Genomic DNA, 18,107 nt, shown 5'->3' with positions numbered 1-18,107 from the left:
CACTTAATCAATGCGGTTCCCAGGGGCGATTCAGGGATGAGAAACAGTCAGAAGTTGTTCAGCGTCAGCCTGCTGGCGCTGGTAGTGAGTGGTTGTGCGGTCACCAGTGACCCCATCGAACGCAGCGTCAGCGAGCAGCGCGCCAAAAGCGACCTGTCGAGCATGTACAAGGACCAGGAGCCGCTCAGCGGCCCGCTGACCTTGCACCAGGCCATGGCCCGCGCGGTGAAGTACAACCTCGAAGGCCGCCTGAAAATCATGGAGGAGGCCCTGGCCAAGCGACAGCTGGACCTGGCCAGCTTCGACATGTTGCCGCGCATGGCGCTTTCCGCCGGCTACGCCGGGCGCAACAACATCAGCGCCTCCAGCAGCGAAAGTGTGCGCACTGGCACTCAGTCCCTGGAACCCTCGACCTCCCAGGACCGCGACCGCAATGTCGCCGACCTGACCATGGTCTGGAACGTGCTCGACTTCGGCGTCAGCTACATCAGCGCCAAACAGCAGGGCGACCAACGCCTGATCGTCCAGGAGCGGCGGCGCAAGGTGATCAACACCATCGTCCAGGACGTGCGCTCGGCCTACTGGCGAGCGGTGGCCGCCGAGCGTCTGCTGGGTCAGATCGACAGCCTGATGGCGCGGGTCGACAAGGCCCGGGGCAATAGCCAGAGCATGAGTGAGCAGCGCATCGGCGACCCGGTGCAGGCACTGGGTTACCAGCGCTCGCTGATCGAAGCCACACGCCAGCTCGAAGAGCAGCGCCGTGCCTTGTCCCTGGCCAAGACCGAGCTGGCGACCCTGATCAACCTACCCCTGGGCACCCCCCTGACCTTGGCCACCGCGGATGATTATTCGATCCCCGAGCTCAAGGTCGACATGGCCGTGCTGGAACAGGAGGCCCTGGCCAGCCGTCCGGAGTTGCGCGAACAGGACTACCAGAGCCGCATCAGCTCGGCGGAAACCCGCAAAGCCATGCTGCGCTTGCTGCCGGGCCTGGAGTTTTCCGCAGGCGGGCATTACGACAGCAACTCATTCCTGGTCAATGACAAGTGGGCCGACTATGGGGTCAAGGTCACCTGGAACCTGTTCAACGTGATCTCCGCTCCGGCGGCGATCAACGTCGCCAAGGCCGGTGAAGAAGTGGCCACCGCGCGGCGTCAGGCGATGTCGATCGCGGTGATGGCCCAGCTTTACGTGGCCAACGCCAACTACCGTGAAGCCATGCGCCAGTTCAAGACCAACCAGCAGTTGTCGAATATCGACGGGCAGATCGTCGGCCAGTTGCGCAATCGTTATCAGGCCAACGGCCTGGGCGAGCTGGACCTGATCCAGGGCGAGCTCAACACCCTGCAGGCTGACCTGCGTCGCGATCTGTCTTACGCCGACCTGCGTAACGCCTATGGGCAGATCTTCGCCAGCGCCGGTCTCGACCCGCTGCCGGATGAGGTGCAGTCGACCCAGGTGCAATCCATCGCCAGCGCCCTGGCCGGCCGGGAAGCCGAGTGGGCCGCGGGCAATATCGCGGTGCCGGTGGCCCATGCCCGACAGCCGTGACCTGCAGGCACCCACGGCCAGCATCAGCCGTACGCGCCGCGAGGCCCGCAATGGCCATCGTGGTGCGGCGATCCTGCTGACCGGGTTGCCGGCGGCGGGCAAATCGACCCTGGCCCAGGCCCTGCACGCCGAGCTGTTCGCGCGTGGCGTACAAAGCCTGGTGCTGGACGGCGATGCCCTGCGTGGCGGGCTGAATCGCGACCTGGGTTTTACCGAAGCCGATCGTTGGGAAAACATTCGCCGGGCCAGTGAACTGGCGGCGTTGTTGGTGGGCAATGGGCAGATCGTGATCATGGCGATGATTGCGCCCCTGATCGAGCTGCGCGAACTCTTCGCCCAGCGCCTGGGCGAGGACTATTACGAAGTCTGGTGCAGCGCCTCCCTGGCGGTGTGCGAGCAACGCGACCCCAAGGGCCATTACGCCCGCGCGCGGCGTGGCGAGATGGCAAGCTTCACCGGAGTCTCCGCGCCCTATGAGGTGCCGCTTGCCGCGGCGCTCGAGCTGGACACCGGCCACGGCTCGGTCGAAACCTGCGTGGCTCGGCTGCTGGATTGGCTGGGCGAGTGCCGGGTGTTGCCCCAGCCATGAGTCGAGTGGCGTATGCGCGTTTGCCGGTCAGCCTGGATCTACCCCTACTGTTGCAAGCCCTGGCCGAGATCAGGCCCGAGCAATGGCAGGGTCATTTCAACGCCGAGTATTACCAGGGGGATTGGAGCGGCGTCGCGCTGATTGCGCCGCAGGATGCCCTCACAGAACTGGCGCCAGGGCAGGGCGCGGCGGTCGAGCGCGCGCCGTGGCAGCGTGATTCGCGCTGGCAGCAGGCCTTGTGCGAGCTGGAGCTGGAAATCCGTTCGGCGCGGTTGCTGCGGGTGGGACCGGGCAGCCGCATCTTTGAGCACCGCGACTACGATCTGGCCGGGCCCGAGGCTGACTTGCGCCTGCACATCCCCTTGCTCAGCCCGCCGCTGGTCGACTTTATGCTCGATGGCCAGCGCATGCCGCTGGCCGCTGGCGAATGCTGGTTTCTCGACCTGTCACGGCCCCACAGCGTGGACAACCGGGACTGCAGTGAGCGGATTCATCTGGTGCTCGATTGCCGCCCCGGTCCCTGGTTGAGTCAGGCCATCGCCGCCGGTTGCACCACGACCCCGGCCCCCGGAGAAGGGGCGGCAGCGGCGGCATTCACTCAGTTTCGCCAGTTGCTGGAGGAGCATCCATCGCTGTGCCAAAGCCTGCAGGCGCTGACCGACGGCGAAGCCTTTATCGCCCATACCCTGGCGCTGGCGGCGCAGCACGGGCTGCAGATCAACGCCGACCAGGTGCGCGCGGCGATGCGCCAGGGTCGTCGTCAATGGAATGAACAATGGAGCCACTGAACCTGCACGGCTGGTTGCCGATTCGTATTTTTGCGCGCCAGGGTCAGTGGCGGGTCGACTGGTGCTGGTTTGGCGATACGCCCTTGCACCAGCCGTTTTTCCGCGAGGCGGTGGATGCGGCGCTGCGCTTGCCGTTCAACCAGGCGTTTCGGCGCGAGACGCCACTGGCGACCCTCAGCCAATGGCAGGCCGAGAGCCCGGGGTGTGAGCCCCAGGCCTTTATCTGCCACGCCTCGCGCTGCGGTTCGACCCTGATCAGCCAGATGCTGGCGGCGCTCGATCACTGCACCGTGATCAGCGAACCGCCGCCGCTCGATAGCCTGCTGCGCAGCGGGCTGCCGGCCGACACCCTGGTGCCGGCGCTGCGGGGCCTGATCAGTGCCTATGGCCAGGCCCGGGGCTTTGTGGAGCAGCGCCTGGTGATCAAGCTCGATGCCTGGAACATCGGTGAGCTGCCCTTGCTACGCCGCTGCTTTGCCACGACCCCCTGGTTGTTCGTGTACCGCGAGCCTTTGGAAATTGCTGTCTCTCATCTGCGTCGCAGCGGCATGCACATGGTGCCGGGGTTGATCGGGCCCAGTGCTTTGGATGATGCCGAGAGCGGTTTCGAGCGCGAGGCGTTTATCGCCCGACGCCTGGGGCGGCTGTTGCAGTTGGGGCTGGAGCGCTGCGTCGAGTTCCAGGGGCTGGCGGTCAATTACAGCGAGCTGCCCCAGGCAATGGCCGGGCGTCTGGCGCTGTTTTTCGGGCTCGACGCCGAGCAGTGCGCGCGGGCTTTTTCCAGGGTTGAACAACATGCCAAGCAGCCCGACCAGGTGTTTGTGGCCGACGGCGCGAGCAAGCGCGATGAGGCCTCGCCCCTGCTGCGAGAGCAGGTGGAGCGTTGGGCCCGAGGGCCTTACGCACGCCTGGAAAGCCTGCGCGCGGCGCAGGCTCGGGGCCGCGCTGCGGGTTCAGGGTTTTGAGGACAGGTCGGCCATGCCCTTGAGCAGTTCGATCGGCAGCGGGAAGACGATGGTCGAGGTCTTGTCACCGGCAATCGAACTCAGGGTCTGCATGTAGCGCAGCTGCATGGCGCCGGGTTGGCGGCCGAGCATTTCGGCGGCCTGCATGAGTTTTTCCGAGGCCTGCAACTCGCCCTCGGCGTGGATCACCTTGGCCCGGCGTTCGCGTTCGGCTTCGGCCTGTTTGGCGATGGCGCGGACCATGGATTCATTGAGGTCGACGTGTTTGATTTCGACGTTGGCCACCTTGATGCCCCAGGCGTCGGTCTGCGCGTCGAGCACCTGCTGAATATCCATGTTCAGGCGTTCGCGCTCGGCCAGCAGTTCGTCCAGCTCATGCTTGCCCAGCACCGCACGCAAGGTGGTCTGCGCCAGTTGGCTGGTGGCCATGAGGAAATCCTCGACCTGGATAATGGCTTTTTGCGGGTCCAGCACCCGGAAGTAGAGCACCGCGTTGACCTTGACCGAGACGTTGTCGCGGGTGATCACGTCCTGGGGCGGGACGTCGAGCACCACGGTGCGCAGGTCGACGCGAACCATCTGCTGCACCACTGGAATCAGCAGGATCAGCCCCGGCCCCTTGACCTGCCAGAAGCGCCCGAGTTGGAACACCACGCCGCGTTCGTATTCGCGCAGGATCCGAAAGGTCGACACCAGCAGCACAATCAGCAGCGCCACGAGCGCCCCGACACCTATTTCCAGGCCCATCTCATTCTCCTCGCGGCGCGGATGCGACCGCTGTGACGTGCAGATACAGGCCCTGGCGGGCCATCACGCGCACCGCTTGCCCGGTGTGCAAGGGGCTGGCGCCGAGGACCTGCCAATATTCGCCCTGCAGCTGGACCCAGCCGTGACAGGGTTGGTCGATGTCTGCGGCGGTCACCGGGGTCACGCTGCCCACCAGCCCAGCATCGCCATTGACCGGTTGTTTGCGTCGCGTGCGCAGTGCCAGGCTCGCCAGGGCCACCAGCAGCACGGCGCTGAGCACCGCCAGGCTGACGATCAGCGGCAGCGGGATGCCATAACCCGGGATGTCGGTGTCCATCAGGATCACCGAGCCGGCGATAAAGGCGACGATGCCGCCGAAGCCGATCACGCCGAAGGTCGGCAAGAAGGCCTCGGCCACCATAAAACCGATGCCCAGCAGGATCAGTCCTACGCCCGCATAGTTCACCGGCAGCAACTGCAGGGCATACAGGCCCAACAACAGGCAGATGCCTCCCAGCACCCCGGGCAGCGCCGTACCGGGGCTGACGAATTCGAAAAACAAGCCATAGACGCCGAGCATCATCAGGATCATCGCCACGCTGGGGTGGGTGATCAGCGACAGCAGTTGGGTGCGCCAGTCGGGGTCATGGTGAGTCAGCGCTGCGCCCAGGGTATGCAGCTGTACCGCCTGCCCCGCGGCGTTGAGGGTTTTGCCATCCAACTGCTTGAGCAGGCTCGGAAGATCGTCGGCCAGGTAGTCCACCACCTTGATCTTCAGGGCCTCTTCGGCCGGCAGGCTGACGGCTTCGCGCACGGCCTTCTCGGCCCACTCGGCGTTACGCCCGCGCAATTGGGCCAGGCCACGGATATAGGCCGCGGCATCGTTGATCTGCTTGTGCGTCAGGCTGTCGACAGCGGGGTCGGGGGTGGTGGCTTTGTCGCTGCGCGGTGCGGCCGGCGGGTTGGCGGACCCTGGCAGGACGCCGAGCTGCACCGGGGTGGCGGCCCCCAGGTTGGTGCCAGGGGTCATGGCGGCAATATGGCTGGCGTAGAGAATGTAGGTCCCGGCGCTGGCCGCCCGCGCACCGCTGGGGGCGACAAAACTGGCGACCGGTACCGGGCTGGCGAGAATGGCCTTGATGATTGCGCGCATCGAGGTGTCGAGCCCACCCGGGGTGTCGATGCCGATCACCACCAGTTGCGCGTGTTCAGCGGCGGCCCGGTCCAGGCCGCGCAGCACATAGTCGGCGCTGGCCGGGCTGATCACATCGTTCAGCGTCAGCACCACCACCGGGTCCACGGCCCAGGCCGGCCCGACCGGTAGACCGATCAGCAACCCGAGCAGCACTGCCCGCCATCCACCTCTGTTCATATGACCCTCCTGGAGAGTCATGCACCGGGACGTCCATCCGTTCGCTGGCCTTGTGCTTGAGTCTAGTTGAGCAAGCGGGCGCCCGAATCGTGCAGCCCTGCACGGCGGGTGCCGTTGGGAAGTTAATCGGCCGGGCGGTGGTGGCGACCCCTGGCGCGACCTAGACTCAGGTGCAGTGAGCAACAGGTGGTCAACCCAAGTCCGGCAACCCTGTGGCGGACACCGAGGTGCAGCATGCGTATGGCAAAAACCGTGCAACGCAGCCTGGAGCAGGCGCATTGCGAATTTGATGTGGTGACTCACCCGCATTCGGCCAGCAGCCTGGAGACCGCGCGAGTGGCCGGGGTGCCCGCCGAGCGGGTGGCTAAATCGGTGGTCCTCGACGACCACCATGGGCATTACCTGATGGCGGTCCTGCCTGCGAGCCGGCACCTGGACCTGAGCAAGGTCCGCGGCAGTGGCGAATGGCAGATCACCCGCGAAAGCACCCTGGCCCATCTGTTTCAGGACTGCGAACGGGGCGCCGTGCCGGCCCTCGGCGAAGCCTACGGCCTGGACATGGTCATTGACCCCTTGCTGACACGGCAGAAAGACATCTACGTCGAAGCCGGCAATCACCACAACCTGGTGCACATGAGCATGGAGCAGTACCTGAAGATGGTGCCCCATGCCGAGGTGTGCGAGGTCAGCCACTAACCGGCCCGGGCGCTTTTTACCCCGGCCAATCCAGGAGCCCTCCATGGAGTCACCGACCCACAGCCTGCCGGCGCTGTTCAAGCAGCTCGGCCTGCCCGACGACCCGATCAGCATCGAGCGTTTTATCGCCACCCATTCGCCGCTCAAGCCCGAGCTGCACCTGGCGGACGCGTTCTTCTGGTCCCGCAGCCAGGCGGACTTTTTGCGCGATGAAGTGCTGGAGGATGCCGATTGGGCGGAGGTGGTGGATCAGTTGGATGTGTTGTTGCGCAAGGGGCGTGGGGGGTAGAAAGGGCACATTTGTCACTATGCGAAATTTAGACCAGAATTAGGTACTAATTTGAGGTCTTAATTATGCAAAGTGTGTTGGCTGATAAAGCCGTCAGTGTGTCGGAACTGAAGAGAAACCCCTCTGCTGTGCTCAGTGGCGCCCAGGGTGGTCCGGTGGCGGTTTTAAACCACAACCGGGTCATGGGTTACATGGTTCCGGCTGATGTTTTCGAGGCCATGATGGAGCGGCTTGATGATCTGGAACTGGCGGAAATCGTACGGGCGCGCAGCCAGGAGACCCCGATATCGGTAAGTCTGGATGACTTATAAGCTTGAGTTCCTGCCTTCTGCGCTTAAAGAGTGGAACAAGCTGGGCATACGCTGCGTGAGCAGTTCAAGAAGAAACTCGTGGAGCGCGTGCAGTTCCCGCGAGTGCCTGGCGATGCGCTGCATGGCATGCCTGACTGTTACAAAGTCAAATTGAAGGCCTCCGGGTACCGATTGGTTTACCAGGTGATAGACGAACGGGTGGTGGTTTCCGTGGTGGCGGTTGGCAAGCGTGAACGCGGCACGGTTTACGAGCGAGCCAAAAAACGCTGAGTCATTTCTTGTGCACGGACCCATAGCGGTCGCCAGGAATAGTTTGTATCAAAACTTGACCAAAAATATCCGCCAATGTCATATTGATAGTTAGCAAACTAACAGTGTGCGAATCCTCCCTTGTCCCAGAATCTCGATGCGCTCCAGATGAATATCAGCAGCGGCATGGTGGTCGCCTCGCGCCACTGGCGGCGGATCTGCCAGACCACGCTGCTCAACTATGGAATCTCCGAAGCCTGCGCCGTGCCGTTGTTGATGATCGGGCGCCTGGGCGAGGGCGTGCGTCAGGTGACGGTGGCCCATGCCGCCGGGATGGAGAGCCCGTCCCTGGTGCGCCTGCTCGATCAGTTGTGCAAGGCCGGTTACGTGTGTCGCACCGAAGACGCCCATGATCGCCGCGCCAAATGCCTGAGCCTGACCGCCAGTGGCCGCGAACTGGTGCAGGCGGTGGAGGTGGAGTTGGCGCGCCTGCGTCGCGAAGTGCTGGACGGCATCGCGCCTGGGGACCTTGAGGCCGCGCTGCGGGTGATTCGCGCCTTCGAGTCGGCGACCCATTTGCCGGTGGCCGCTTCTTGAACGGATTTTTTACCGGCATGCCGCCGGCGCGGGACTGGTTCTACGGCGCGCGCACCTTCGCCGCGTCGATGATCGCGCTGTATATCGCTATGCTGATGCAGATGCCGCGTCCCTACTGGGCCATGGCGACCGTGTATATCGTCTCCAGCCCCTTTGTCGGTCCCACCAGCTCCAAGGCGCTGTACCGCGCGGTCGGCACTTTGCTTGGGGCGGCGGCGGCAGTGCTGTTTGTGCCGATGTTCGTGCAGAGCCCCTACCTGCTGGTGCTGGTGATTGCGCTGTGGACCGGCATCCTGCTGTTTTTGTCCCTGCACCTGCGTACCGCCAACAGCTACGCGCTGATGCTGGCTGGCTACACCTTGCCGCTGATCGCCCTGCCGGTGGTGGATAACCCCCTGGCGGTGTGGGACGTGGCCGAGGCGCGTACCGAGGAAATCTTCCTCGGCATTGTCTGCGCCGCGGTGGTCGGCAGCATGTTCTGGCCGCGGCGCCTGGCCCCGGTGTTTGTCGACGCGGCCGGCAAGTGGTTTGCCGATGCGTCCACCTACAGTCAGCGTTTCCTCAGTCGCACCGTGGACCCGCAGGAAGTCAGCGCCCTGCGCGGCTCGATGGTCGCCACCTTCAACAGCCTGGAGCTGATGATTGGCCAACTGCCCCACGAAGGCGCGCGGCCACAGACCGTGCGTAACACCAAGGAACTGCGGGGGCGCATGATCCACCTGCTGCCGGTGGTGGACGCCCTGGATGACGCGCTCTATGCCCTGGAACGACGCACTCCGGAGTTGGTGGCGCAGTTCGCACCGCTGCTGGAACAGGCCAATGCGTGGTTGCAGGACACGGCAGCGGGTGCCTCGGTGGAGCGCTGGCAAGCGCTGCGCAATCAGCTCGAGGCCTTGCAGCCGAGCGCCGAAGCGCTGGATGACCGACGCCAACTGCTGCTGTCCAACGCCCTGTATCGGTTGGGCGAATGGATCGACCTGTGGCAGGACTGCCGCAGCCTGCAACACGCCATTCAATGCGAAAGCCAGGACACCTGGCGCGCGGTCTACCGGCATTGGCGCCTGGGCCGGCTGACGCCGTTTCTCGATCGCGGGTTGATGCTGTATTCGGTGGTCTCGACCATCACCGCGATCATCGTCGCCTCGGTGCTGTGGATCCTGCTGGGCTGGACCGACGGCGGCAGCGCGGTGATCCTGGCGGCGGTGGCGTGCAGCTTCTTCGCCTCCATGGACGACCCGGCGCCGCAGATCTACCGCTTCTTTTTCTGGACCGCGATGTCGGTGCTGTTCGCCAGCCTCTACCTGTTCCTGATCCTGCCCAACCTGCATGACTTCCCGATGCTGGTGCTGGCCTTTGCCGTGCCCTTTATCTGCGTCGGAACCCTCACGGTACAGCCGCGCTTTTACCTCGGCATGCTGCTGACCATCGTCAACACCTCGTCCTTTATCAGCATCCAGGGCGCCTACGACGCCGACTTCCTGAGCTTCGCCAACTCCAACCTGGCCGGGCCCATGGGCTTGCTGTTTGCCTTCGTCTGGACCCTGATTGCCCGGCCCTTCGGTTCGGAGCTGGCGGCCAAGCGCCTGACGCGCTTCAGCTGGCGCGACATTGTCGGCCTGACGCAGCCGGCGACCCTGGCCGAGCATCGGCACCTGGGGGCGCAAATGCTCGACCGACTGATGCAGCACCTGCCGCGACTGGCCATGACCGGCCAGGACACCGGCGTCGCCCTGCGCGAACTGCGGGTGGCGCTGAATCTCCTCGACCTGCTGGCCTATTCGCCACGGGTGCAGGGTTCGGCGCAGGCACTGGTGCGGCAAGTGGTGGCCGAGGTCGGGGCGTATTTCCAGGCCTGCCTCAAGGCCGGTGAACGCCTGCCGGCGCCCAGTGCTCTGCTGATGACCCTGGACCGTACCCGGCGCGCCCTCAACGCTCAGGCCCAGGACGACCACGAAACGCGCCTGCATCTGCTGCACGCCCTCAGCGGCCTGCGCCTGGCCTTGCTGCCGGGGGTGGAATTCGTCGGCGGCGGCGAGCTTGAAGAACCGCTTCCCCATGGCATCGATGGAGCGCCTTTATGATCGGTGATCTGGATATCAGTGGGGTATTCCTGCCCACGCTGCTGGTGCTGATGGGCATTACTTATGTGTTGTACCTGGTGGTGCACGGGTTGTTGACGCGCATGCACTTCTATCGCCTGGTCTGGCACCGGGCACTGTTCAACGTGGGTCTCTACGCCTTGCTGCTCGGCGTGGTGGATTCACTCAGTCGATACCTGATGACATGAAAAAACCTTTATTGACCATCGGTCGCGTAGTCCTGACCTTGCTGGTGGTGACCTTCGCGGTCGTGGTGGTGTGGCGCATGGTGATGTACTACATGTTCGCGCCCTGGACCCGGGACGGGCATATTCGCGCCGACATCGTGCAGATCGCGCCGGATGTGTCCGGGTTGATCCAGCAGGTCCAGGTGCGCGACAACCAGTTGGTGCAACGCGGCCAGGTGCTGTTCAGCATCGACCAAGACCGTTTCAAGCTGGCCCTGCGCCAAGCCAGGGCGGCCCTCGCCGACCGCCAGGAAACCCTCGACCAGGCCCAGCGTGAAGCCCGGCGCAACAAGGGCCTGGGCAACCTGGTGCCACGCGAGCAACTGGAAGAAAGCCAGTCGCGGGTGGCCCGTGCCCAGTCGGCCCTGGCCGAAACCCTGGTGGCGGTGGACAGCGCGCAGTTGAACCTCGACCGCTCGGTGATCCGCAGCCCGGTCGACGGTTACGTCAACGACCGTGCGCCGCGGGCCCAGGAATTCGTCACCGCCGGGCGCCCGGTGTTGTCGGTGGTGGACAGCAACTCCTTCCACATCGACGGTTATTTCGAAGAGACCAAGCTCGACGGTATCCATGTCGGCCAGGCGGTCGACATCCGGGTCATCGGTGACCGTGCACGGTTGCGCGGGCATGTCGAAAGCATCGTCGCCGGTATCGAGGACCGCGACCGCAGCAGCGGTTCCAACCTGCTGCCCAACGTCAATCCGGCCTTCAGCTGGGTGCGGCTGGCGCAGCGGATTCCGGTGCGCATCGCCTTTGACGATGTACCGGCGGATTTCCGCATGATCGCCGGGCGCACCGCCACGGTGTCGATCATCGATGGCCAGGGCAAACCGCAGCAGGAGCCCGGGCAATGAACACGGCGGCGCGTTTGGCCCTGGCCGGGTTCGGCCTGCTGCTCTCGGCCTGCCACATGGTCGGGCCGGACTACCAGTTGCCGGCGGACGCCGCGCTGCAGCGTCCCGACTTGCAAGGTGAACTGGCGGCCAAGGATGCGGATGTGGTTTCCGCGCCGGTGCCCGGCGATTGGTGGCGCCTGTATCAGGACCCGCGCCTGGAGCAGTTGGTGCAGCAGGCCCTGGCCTCCAACACCGACCTGCGGGTCGCCGCGGCCAACCTGGCGCGGGCCCGGGCCCAGGTCGATGAGGCCCAGGCTGCTGGCGGCTGGAGCGGCGGGGTGAAGATGGGGGCGCAGCGCTTGCAGGAGTCGGGCGAAGCCTTCCTTCAGGCCGGCAAGGTGCCGGTGGCCAATGTCGGTGATATCGCGATCAGCACTTCCTATCAGTTCGACCTGTTCGGCACCCTGCAGCGAGGCATCGAGGCGGCCAAGGCCAATGCCGACGCAACCCAGGCCGCGGCCGACACCGCACGCATCACCCTGGTGGCCGACGTGGTCCGGGCCTATACGCAAATCTGCGCGGCCAACGAGGAGCGGCAGATCGCCGAGCATTCCCTCGACCTGCAAGCCCAGAGCACCCAGCTGACCCAGCGCCTGCGGGATGCGGGACGCGGTGACGAGACCCAGGTCACCCGCTCGCAGACCCAATTCAAGTCATTGCGCGCCGAATTGCCGCGCTATGAAGCGGCGCGCCAGGCCGGGCTGTTCCGCCTGTCGATGTTGCTGGCCAAACCCCTGGACCAACTGCCCGCCGGTACCAGCAGTTGCGCCGAGCTGCCGCACATTGCGCAATTGTTGCCGGTGGGTGACGGCGCGACCCTGCTCAAGCGCCGGCCCGACGTGCGCCAGGCCGAACGCCGCCTGGCGGCCGCCACCGCCGACATCGGCGTGGCCACCGGCGCGCTGTACCCGGACATCAGCATCGGCGCCACCGTCGGCACGGTCGGCATCCTGGAAAACCTCGGCAAGCCCGCCACCAACCGCTGGGGCTTTGGCCCGCTGTTGAGCTGGAGCGTGCCGTTCAATGGCGCCCGCCAGCGTATTCATCAGGCCGAAGCCGTGAGTCAGGGTGCCCTGGCGCATTTTGACGGGGTGGTGCTCAACGCCATCCGCGAAACCCAGACCGGCTTGGCGCAATACAGTGCCCAACTGCAACGCCGCGACGCCCTGGCGGATGCCGAAGTGTCGGCGCAGCAGGCGGCGGACCAGACCCACCGCTTCTTCCAGGCCGGCCGTGCGTCGTTCCTGGCCGACCTGCAAGCCACCCGGACCTACACCGATATGCGCGCGCAACTGGCCTCGGCCAACACCCAGGTCGCCATGAGCCAGATCGATCTGTTCCTGGCCCTGGGCGGTGGTTGGGAAAGCGGACGAACGCAAGGCTCGCCGCCCAGCAAACCCTGAGCCCGTTGCTATGCTTTGAGCTGTTGGGCGAGCGCCTTTCAAGAGCGCCCCCGTCCACGGCTCAAGCACGTGATGGTCATGGGGATTCCAATAATGAAAAACCCTTATGCTCCCGGCTTCTGGTGCGTTCTGTGCGCGCTGTTGCTGCTCTCTGCGACTTACTTCTACGGCATCATGCTGGCCCACCAGATCGACAAGGCGATGGTCTTCCTCGACAGCGCCAGTGCGCTGATCGCGGTACTGGCAATCGTGGTGGTGGCCTGGGCTTCGCTCGGCAGCCTGCGGCTCAAGAAAAAACAACTGGAACAGAGCAAGACCCTGGTGGTGATCTGGGACACCAAGGTCGCGCTGCGTCGGGTCGAAACCGTGTTCGATCGCTATTTCTGGGGCAGCTACTGGCAGCCGGGGCGCAGTTTCCAGGAAGTCATGGGCGAACTCACCGGCACCCCCCTGGAAAAAAGCCTCGAAGCCCTGAAGAAACAGTGCGTGGTCCTCGACCGCCAATCCTCCGACGGCCGGCACTGGCTGAACAACGCCCGGGAACTCTCCGACGTCGCCGCCGCCATGGCCCGCCAGCGCTACCAACTGGACTTCTGCGACCCGCGAGGTGATTCCCCGGGCGGCGCGGTGATCGATCGCGACTTCGAAGTGCTGGTGTACACCTGGAGCGCCCGCCTCAAAAGCTTCGACCACCAGCTCGACGCCCTGGAAATCGAATACTCCTGAGCCGTTGTAGCCGCCGCCAGGCTGCGCTGGCCTTTGCAGGCCCACAAAAAACCAAGCCAAACCGCCGTGGATGGCCACGCCCGTTCGTCCCATGAATGCGCCCTGGCTCACGGATTAACGAGTTTTCACACGCAAAGGCTGGGTCGCCGGACGCCGCCAATGCTAATCTTCGCCCGCTTTACGCGAAGTCGAGCCGCAACCCGTCATGGGTTCAGGGAAGACGACCACACCTTCAAACAACGGATATTGATCGGGTCAGACATGAATAAATCAGCAGGCGTACTGTTAGGAATCGTCGTCGCAGTAGGTGCAATCAGTGCCGGCGGCGCCTGGTACACCGGCACCAAGCTCGAAGGTGTACTGCAAACCTCGATCGCCGATGCCAACAAGGAACTGCAGGCCGCAATGGTCGGTTCCAACGGCAGCGCGACCCTGGAGCTGGTATCCCTCGATCGCAAGCTGTTCACCAGCACCGCCCATTACCGCCTCAAGGGCGAAGGCGAGCTGTTCAACGGCAACGCCGAGCTGCTGTTCGTCGACCATATCGAACATGGTCCGCTGCCGTTCTCGCGCCTGATCAGCCTGAAGTGGCTGCCGGTCATGGCCACCAGTCACTACGAGCTGGAAAAGAACCCGCAGACCGAAAAATGGTTTGCCGCCGCCAATGGCCAATCGCCGCTCAAAGGCCTGGTCAACATGGGTTACGACCGCTCCGCCAACGGCACCCTCGAGCTGCTGCCGCTGGATATCGCCCTGGATGACAACACCAAGTTCAAGTTTTCCGGCCTGAACCTGAATGTCGACAGTTCTTCCGAGGCCCAGAAGGTCAAGGTCGACGGCTACATGGACAGCCTCACGCTGCTCCTGAGCCCGGCGGACAAGCCACCGGTACTGGTCGAGCTGAACGGCCTGACCCTGGCCAGCAACCTCAACAAAAGCAGTTTCGGTTTCTACCTGGGCCAGAACACCCTGGAGCTGACCAGCACCAAGGCCACCTTTGGCGACAAGAAATCGGTCCTGACCCTGAAGAACTTCGAACAGAAGACCTCCAGCGAAGAAACCGGCACCACCCTGGGCGGCCGCGCCGATTACAAGGTGGGTGAGATCAACTTCGACGGCAAGAACATCGGTTCGGCGCAGATGGCCTGGAGCATGAAGAACCTCGACACCCAGTCTCTGATGGACCTGGTGCAGGTTTATCAGACCAAGCTGCAACCCTACGAAGCCGCTTCCACCGCCGCCGCCGAAAATGGCGAACCGGCACCGGAGCTGCAAATGACCGAGGCCGAAGAGGCCAAGGTGCGCAGCGCGGTGAACAAGGTGCTGGAATCCAAGCCGCAGCTCGCCCTGGAAAACTTCTCGTTCAAGACCGCCAACGGTGAGAGCCGCTTCAACCTCAGCCTGCACCTGGCCAAGCCGCAGAACCTTGAGTTGCCGCCTGCTGAACTGGGCAAGCAACTGATCAGCCTGCTGGACGCCAACCTGCAACTGTCCAAGCCGATGATTGCCGATGTGGCGGCGCTGCAGGCGCAACTGGATGGCCAGACCGACGCCAAGCTGATCGCCGATCAGAGCAACATGGCGGCAGAAATGGTCAGCGGCATGGCCCTGGGGACGCAACTGGCGAAGCTGGAAGGCACCGATATCGTCTCCAAGCTGCACTACGCCGATAACCAGGTGGACTTCAACGGCCAGAAGATGAGCGTTGAGCAGTTCATCGGTTTTGTCATGAGCAAAGCCGGTGGTGCCGGCGCCCTTCGCTAAGCCCGCTTCGGTCGGTCACCGCCGGCCGACAACGTTGTAGCAACCTGACGCCCGACGCCTGTTTTCTAACAGGATCGGGCGTTTTGCTGTGCGTGCAAAAAATGTCTGGAGCCTGATGGCGATCCGCAAACTCCGGGCTTGAGCTCTTGGGGAAAACCCAACGGGTTCAAATTTCCGAAACCTTGGGCGGGAAATGAATCTGAATAAATATTGCGCTGCAAATTCTCGTCTAACCTTGCGTGAAAGAATCCACTCGAAAAGATTTAGCCGGATCTTCTGATTCCGGCTTTCCGGCGCGTAACCAGCAGGGGGCGCAAGACCTCGGCTAGCCATTAAGGATGCTGACGAAATGCCGTTTATTGTTCATCCCGTTCGCCTCTATGGTTTGCGACCGCTGTTTCGCCTGGCGTTGTGCAGCCAGTTGCTCTGGCCGACCCTGGCGTTTGCCGACGCGGCCTATGACCAACTGATTATCCAGGCGCGGGCCGGTACTTACGCTCCGGCCCTGACCCATCTGCGCGCCGTACCGCCCGATCAGTTGACCAATGGGCTGGTCAGCGACCACCTGCAAATTGCCAGTTGGGCCGGCCTCGATTCAGAGGTGGTGGACGTCTATGAGCATCAGGCGCGCAACCGGGTATTGCCGGTGCAGGCGTTGACCGCCACGGCTCGCGCCTATCGCAACCTCAAACGCTGGGATTCGGCGACCCAGGTCTACCGTAAGGCCCTGGAGCGCGACCCGCAAAACGCCGACCTGCAACTGGGCCTGGCCATGACCCAGGCCGATGCCGGCCAGCCTGCCGAGGCGGTTGCCCGGGCCCGAGCCCTGGTGGCGGCCAAGCCCGATGACCCGGCGCGCCGCCTGGCACTGGGTTACGCGCTGACCCGTTCGGGCGCGCCCTATGATGCTTTGTTCGAATACGACCAGGCGTTTGTCCGCGCCGGCAACAAGCCTGAAGTCGCCCGTGAATACATTGTCGCCCTGCAGCGGGCACGCTTGCCGGAGCCGGCCCTGCGCCTGGCTCGCCAGCGCCCCGGGCTGCTCGATCCGGTGACCCAGCGCCGCCTGGAAGGCGACGTGGCGGCCGAGCGCGTGCGCCTGGCCGAGTTTGCCACCCGCAGTGAAAAAGAACGCTTCGTCATCGCCGACCGTGCCCTGGCCGATTACGACCAGTTGCTCGGCACCTGGACTCCGGACCCGCAAGCCAAGGAAGACGTGACCCGCTGGCGCATCGATCGCCTGGGCGCGCTGCGGTATCGCTCGCGCACCGACGAAGTGATCCGCCAATACCACCAGTTGGTGGCCGAGGGCGTGACCATTCCAACCTACGCCATGCGTTGGGTCGCCGCGTCCTTCCTTGATCAGCGCGAGCCGGAAATCGCCAGCGACCTGTATCGCGAGGTCCTGGCGGCGCCGGATGCCGACAGTGCGAACAAGGTCGAAGACAGCACCGCCTTGTACTACGCGCTGCTGGAAAGCGACCGCCCGGAAGAAGCGCAAAAGGTCGCCAGCGACCTGGCGCAAAGCCAGCGGCCACGGGTTGAACTCAAGGGGCTGCCGATCGGCAACCCCAACGATGACTGGATGGACGCGCAGCAATTGCTGGCCCAGTCCGGCACCTACAGCGCTGACCTGCCTGACAGTGAACAGCGGCTTGCGGCCCTGGTCGACCAGGCGCCGGGCAACACCGGCCTGCGCCTGGCCCAGGCCGATCTGTACCTGGCCCGGGACTGGCCGCGCCGTGCGGAAAGCCTGCTCAAGGAAACCGAGAGCTTGGTGCCGCGCGATATCGGCCTTGAGGTCGCCCAGGGCCACACCGCGATGGATCTGCAGGAATGGCGGCAGATGGACGCGCTCACCGATGACACCCTGGAGCGCTTCCCGGACAACCGCCAGGTGCAGCGTCTGGCGCGCCAGCGGGACGTCCACGACATGGCCGAACTGCGGGTCGAGACCTACGGCGGCAAGAGCTACGGCGGTGGCAACAATGGTGCCGGGGCCGTGTCCGGGAGCCGGGATTTCGGCATCGAAAGCGTGCTCTACAGCCCGCCCATCAATGAAGACTGGCGCCTCTTCGGCGGCGTCGGTTACGCCACCGGGGATTTCCAGGAAGGCACCGGCCACCATCGCTGGCAGCGCCTGGGCGTAGAGCAACGCACCCGGGACATGACCCTGGAGGCCGAGGTCTCCAACCATTCCTACGGCTACGGCGACAAGCTCGGGGCCCGAGTGTCGCTGGCGCGGGATATCGACGATCACTGGCAATACGGCGGCAGCCTCGAATATCTGTCGGCCAACACCCCACTACGGGCGCTGAACAGCGATGTCACGTCCAACGGCGGCAGTGCATTCCTGCGCTGGCGCGCCAACGAAAGCCGCGAATGGAAGTTGGCCTTGAGCCCCTCGCACTTCAGCGATGGCAACAACCGCCTTGAAGCCTTGCTCACCGGTCGCGAGGGCGTGTACGCCTCGCCCCACGTGCAGGTCGATCTGGGACTGGAAGTCGGCGCCAGCCACAACACCAAGGAAGACACGCCGTACTTCAACCCCAAGTCGGACTTCAGCGTGTTGCCGACGGTCAACGTCAACCACGTGCTCTACCACCGTTACGAAACCTCGTGGAGCCAGCAGTTCCAGGCCGGGGCCGGTACCTACAGCCAGCGTGACTACTCCACTGGTGGCGTCTGGCTGCTGGGTTACGGCCAGCGCGTGACCTGGAATGACGTGTTCGAAGCAGGGGCCAACTTGAGTGTGATCAACCGGCCTTACGACGGCGATCGGGAAACCGACCTGCGGCTGCTTCTCGACCTTACCTATCGCTTCTAGAAGAGTTTGAC

At 64.2% G+C, this 18,107-nt stretch carries 17 protein-coding genes and 1 pseudogene; 16 read left to right on the top strand and 2 right to left on the bottom strand.

The features are described from left to right. The first annotated feature begins 36 nt into the window (after window positions 1-36). Genes ACOZJV_RS32225 through ACOZJV_RS32210 form a run of 4 tightly spaced genes read left to right on the top strand, consistent with a single transcriptional unit; the run spans window position 37 to window position 3,893 of the window. Window positions 37-1,551 (top strand): TolC family protein, encoded by a 1,515-nt coding sequence (locus tag ACOZJV_RS32225; protein ID WP_421549363.1) that lies wholly within the window; start codon window positions 37-39, stop codon window positions 1,549-1,551. Next, the gene (gene cysC / locus ACOZJV_RS32220; RefSeq protein WP_421549362.1) at window positions 1,535-2,140 is read left to right on the top strand and encodes an adenylyl-sulfate kinase; all 606 of its coding nucleotides are present in this window, start codon (window positions 1,535-1,537) and stop codon (window positions 2,138-2,140) included. The genes ACOZJV_RS32225 and cysC overlap by 17 nt, the downstream gene beginning before the upstream one ends. Then, the gene (locus ACOZJV_RS32215) at window positions 2,137-2,928 is read left to right on the top strand and encodes an aspartyl/asparaginyl beta-hydroxylase domain-containing protein (protein ID WP_421549361.1); all 792 of its coding nucleotides are present in this window, start codon (window positions 2,137-2,139) and stop codon (window positions 2,926-2,928) included. The genes cysC and ACOZJV_RS32215 overlap by 4 nt, the downstream gene beginning before the upstream one ends. Beyond that, on the top strand, window positions 2,916-3,893 hold the full coding sequence (locus ACOZJV_RS32210) for a sulfotransferase family protein (RefSeq protein WP_078469182.1): 978 nt from the start codon (window positions 2,916-2,918) through the stop codon (window positions 3,891-3,893). The genes ACOZJV_RS32215 and ACOZJV_RS32210 overlap by 13 nt, the downstream gene beginning before the upstream one ends. Here ACOZJV_RS32210 and ACOZJV_RS32205 read toward each other — a convergent pair. Further along, entirely contained in the window at window positions 3,882-4,640 is a 759-nt protein-coding gene (locus tag ACOZJV_RS32205) for a slipin family protein (RefSeq protein WP_078469183.1), read from the bottom strand. The two genes, ACOZJV_RS32210 and ACOZJV_RS32205, sit on opposite strands and share 12 nt — an antisense overlap. A 1-nt stretch (window position 4,641) precedes the next feature. Continuing rightward, complete coding sequence (locus ACOZJV_RS32200; protein ID WP_421549360.1) at window positions 4,642-6,012, bottom strand: NfeD family protein; 1,371 nt, start codon at window positions 6,010-6,012, stop codon at window positions 4,642-4,644. A 234-nt stretch (window positions 6,013-6,246) separates the two neighbouring features. Between ACOZJV_RS32200 and ACOZJV_RS32195 the strand changes: the two genes are divergently transcribed. The 12 genes and pseudogenes from ACOZJV_RS32195 to pgaA all read left to right on the top strand — a co-directional run bounded on the left by ACOZJV_RS32195 (window position 6,247) and on the right by pgaA (window position 18,096). Then, entirely contained in the window at window positions 6,247-6,708 is a 462-nt protein-coding gene (locus ACOZJV_RS32195; protein ID WP_020296389.1) for an aminoacyl-tRNA deacylase, read from the top strand. 43 nt (window positions 6,709-6,751) lie between these two features. Then, window positions 6,752-6,997: a DUF2789 domain-containing protein gene (locus ACOZJV_RS32190; RefSeq protein WP_020296390.1), complete on the top strand. Its 246-nt coding sequence runs from the start codon at window positions 6,752-6,754 to the stop codon at window positions 6,995-6,997. Between the two features lie 65 nt (window positions 6,998-7,062). After that, a complete protein-coding gene (locus ACOZJV_RS32185; RefSeq protein ID WP_421549359.1) occupies window positions 7,063-7,308 on the top strand; it encodes a type II toxin-antitoxin system Phd/YefM family antitoxin in 246 nt (81 codons plus the stop codon). Continuing rightward, a pseudogene (locus ACOZJV_RS32180) lies at window positions 7,298-7,578 on the top strand (type II toxin-antitoxin system RelE family toxin). Before ACOZJV_RS32185 ends, ACOZJV_RS32180 begins: the two are co-directional and overlap by 11 nt. A gap of 147 nt (window positions 7,579-7,725) precedes the next feature. After that, entirely contained in the window at window positions 7,726-8,154 is a 429-nt protein-coding gene (locus tag ACOZJV_RS32175; RefSeq protein ID WP_078469187.1) for a MarR family winged helix-turn-helix transcriptional regulator, read from the top strand. Further along, complete coding sequence (locus ACOZJV_RS32170; RefSeq protein ID WP_201128855.1) at window positions 8,151-10,235, top strand: FUSC family protein; 2,085 nt, start codon at window positions 8,151-8,153, stop codon at window positions 10,233-10,235. Before ACOZJV_RS32175 ends, ACOZJV_RS32170 begins: the two co-directional genes overlap by 4 nt. Further along, entirely contained in the window at window positions 10,232-10,441 is a 210-nt protein-coding gene (locus ACOZJV_RS32165; protein ID WP_020296394.1) for a DUF1656 domain-containing protein, read from the top strand. The genes ACOZJV_RS32170 and ACOZJV_RS32165 overlap by 4 nt, the downstream gene beginning before the upstream one ends. Continuing rightward, window positions 10,438-11,334, top strand: coding sequence for an HlyD family secretion protein (locus ACOZJV_RS32160; protein WP_078469189.1), 897 nt, complete (start codon window positions 10,438-10,440; stop codon window positions 11,332-11,334). Before ACOZJV_RS32165 ends, ACOZJV_RS32160 begins: the two co-directional genes overlap by 4 nt. Continuing rightward, window positions 11,331-12,779 carry an efflux transporter outer membrane subunit gene (locus ACOZJV_RS32155; RefSeq protein WP_421549358.1) on the top strand — a complete coding sequence of 483 codons (1,449 nt, stop codon included), beginning with the start codon at window positions 11,331-11,333 and terminating at the stop codon, window positions 12,777-12,779. Before ACOZJV_RS32160 ends, ACOZJV_RS32155 begins: the two co-directional genes overlap by 4 nt. A 93-nt stretch (window positions 12,780-12,872) precedes the next feature. Further along, window positions 12,873-13,505 (top strand): NADH:ubiquinone oxidoreductase subunit N, encoded by a 633-nt coding sequence (locus ACOZJV_RS32150; protein ID WP_078469191.1) that lies wholly within the window; start codon window positions 12,873-12,875, stop codon window positions 13,503-13,505. 261 nt (window positions 13,506-13,766) lie between these two features. Beyond that, the gene (locus tag ACOZJV_RS32145) at window positions 13,767-15,269 is read left to right on the top strand and encodes a YdgA family protein (protein WP_201128857.1); all 1,503 of its coding nucleotides are present in this window, start codon (window positions 13,767-13,769) and stop codon (window positions 15,267-15,269) included. Window positions 15,270-15,618: 349 nt separating this feature from the next. After that, complete coding sequence (gene pgaA, locus ACOZJV_RS32140; protein WP_201128860.1) at window positions 15,619-18,096, top strand: poly-beta-1,6 N-acetyl-D-glucosamine export porin PgaA; 2,478 nt, start codon at window positions 15,619-15,621, stop codon at window positions 18,094-18,096. Window positions 18,097-18,107: the final 11 nt, after the last annotated feature.

Source organism: Pseudomonas sp. QD4 (assembly GCF_049199125.1).
Taxonomy (GTDB): domain Bacteria; phylum Pseudomonadota; class Gammaproteobacteria; order Pseudomonadales; family Pseudomonadaceae; genus Aquipseudomonas.
Note: the sequence above shows the minus strand (reverse complement) of the source record. Positions and strands in the feature narration are given on the sequence as shown.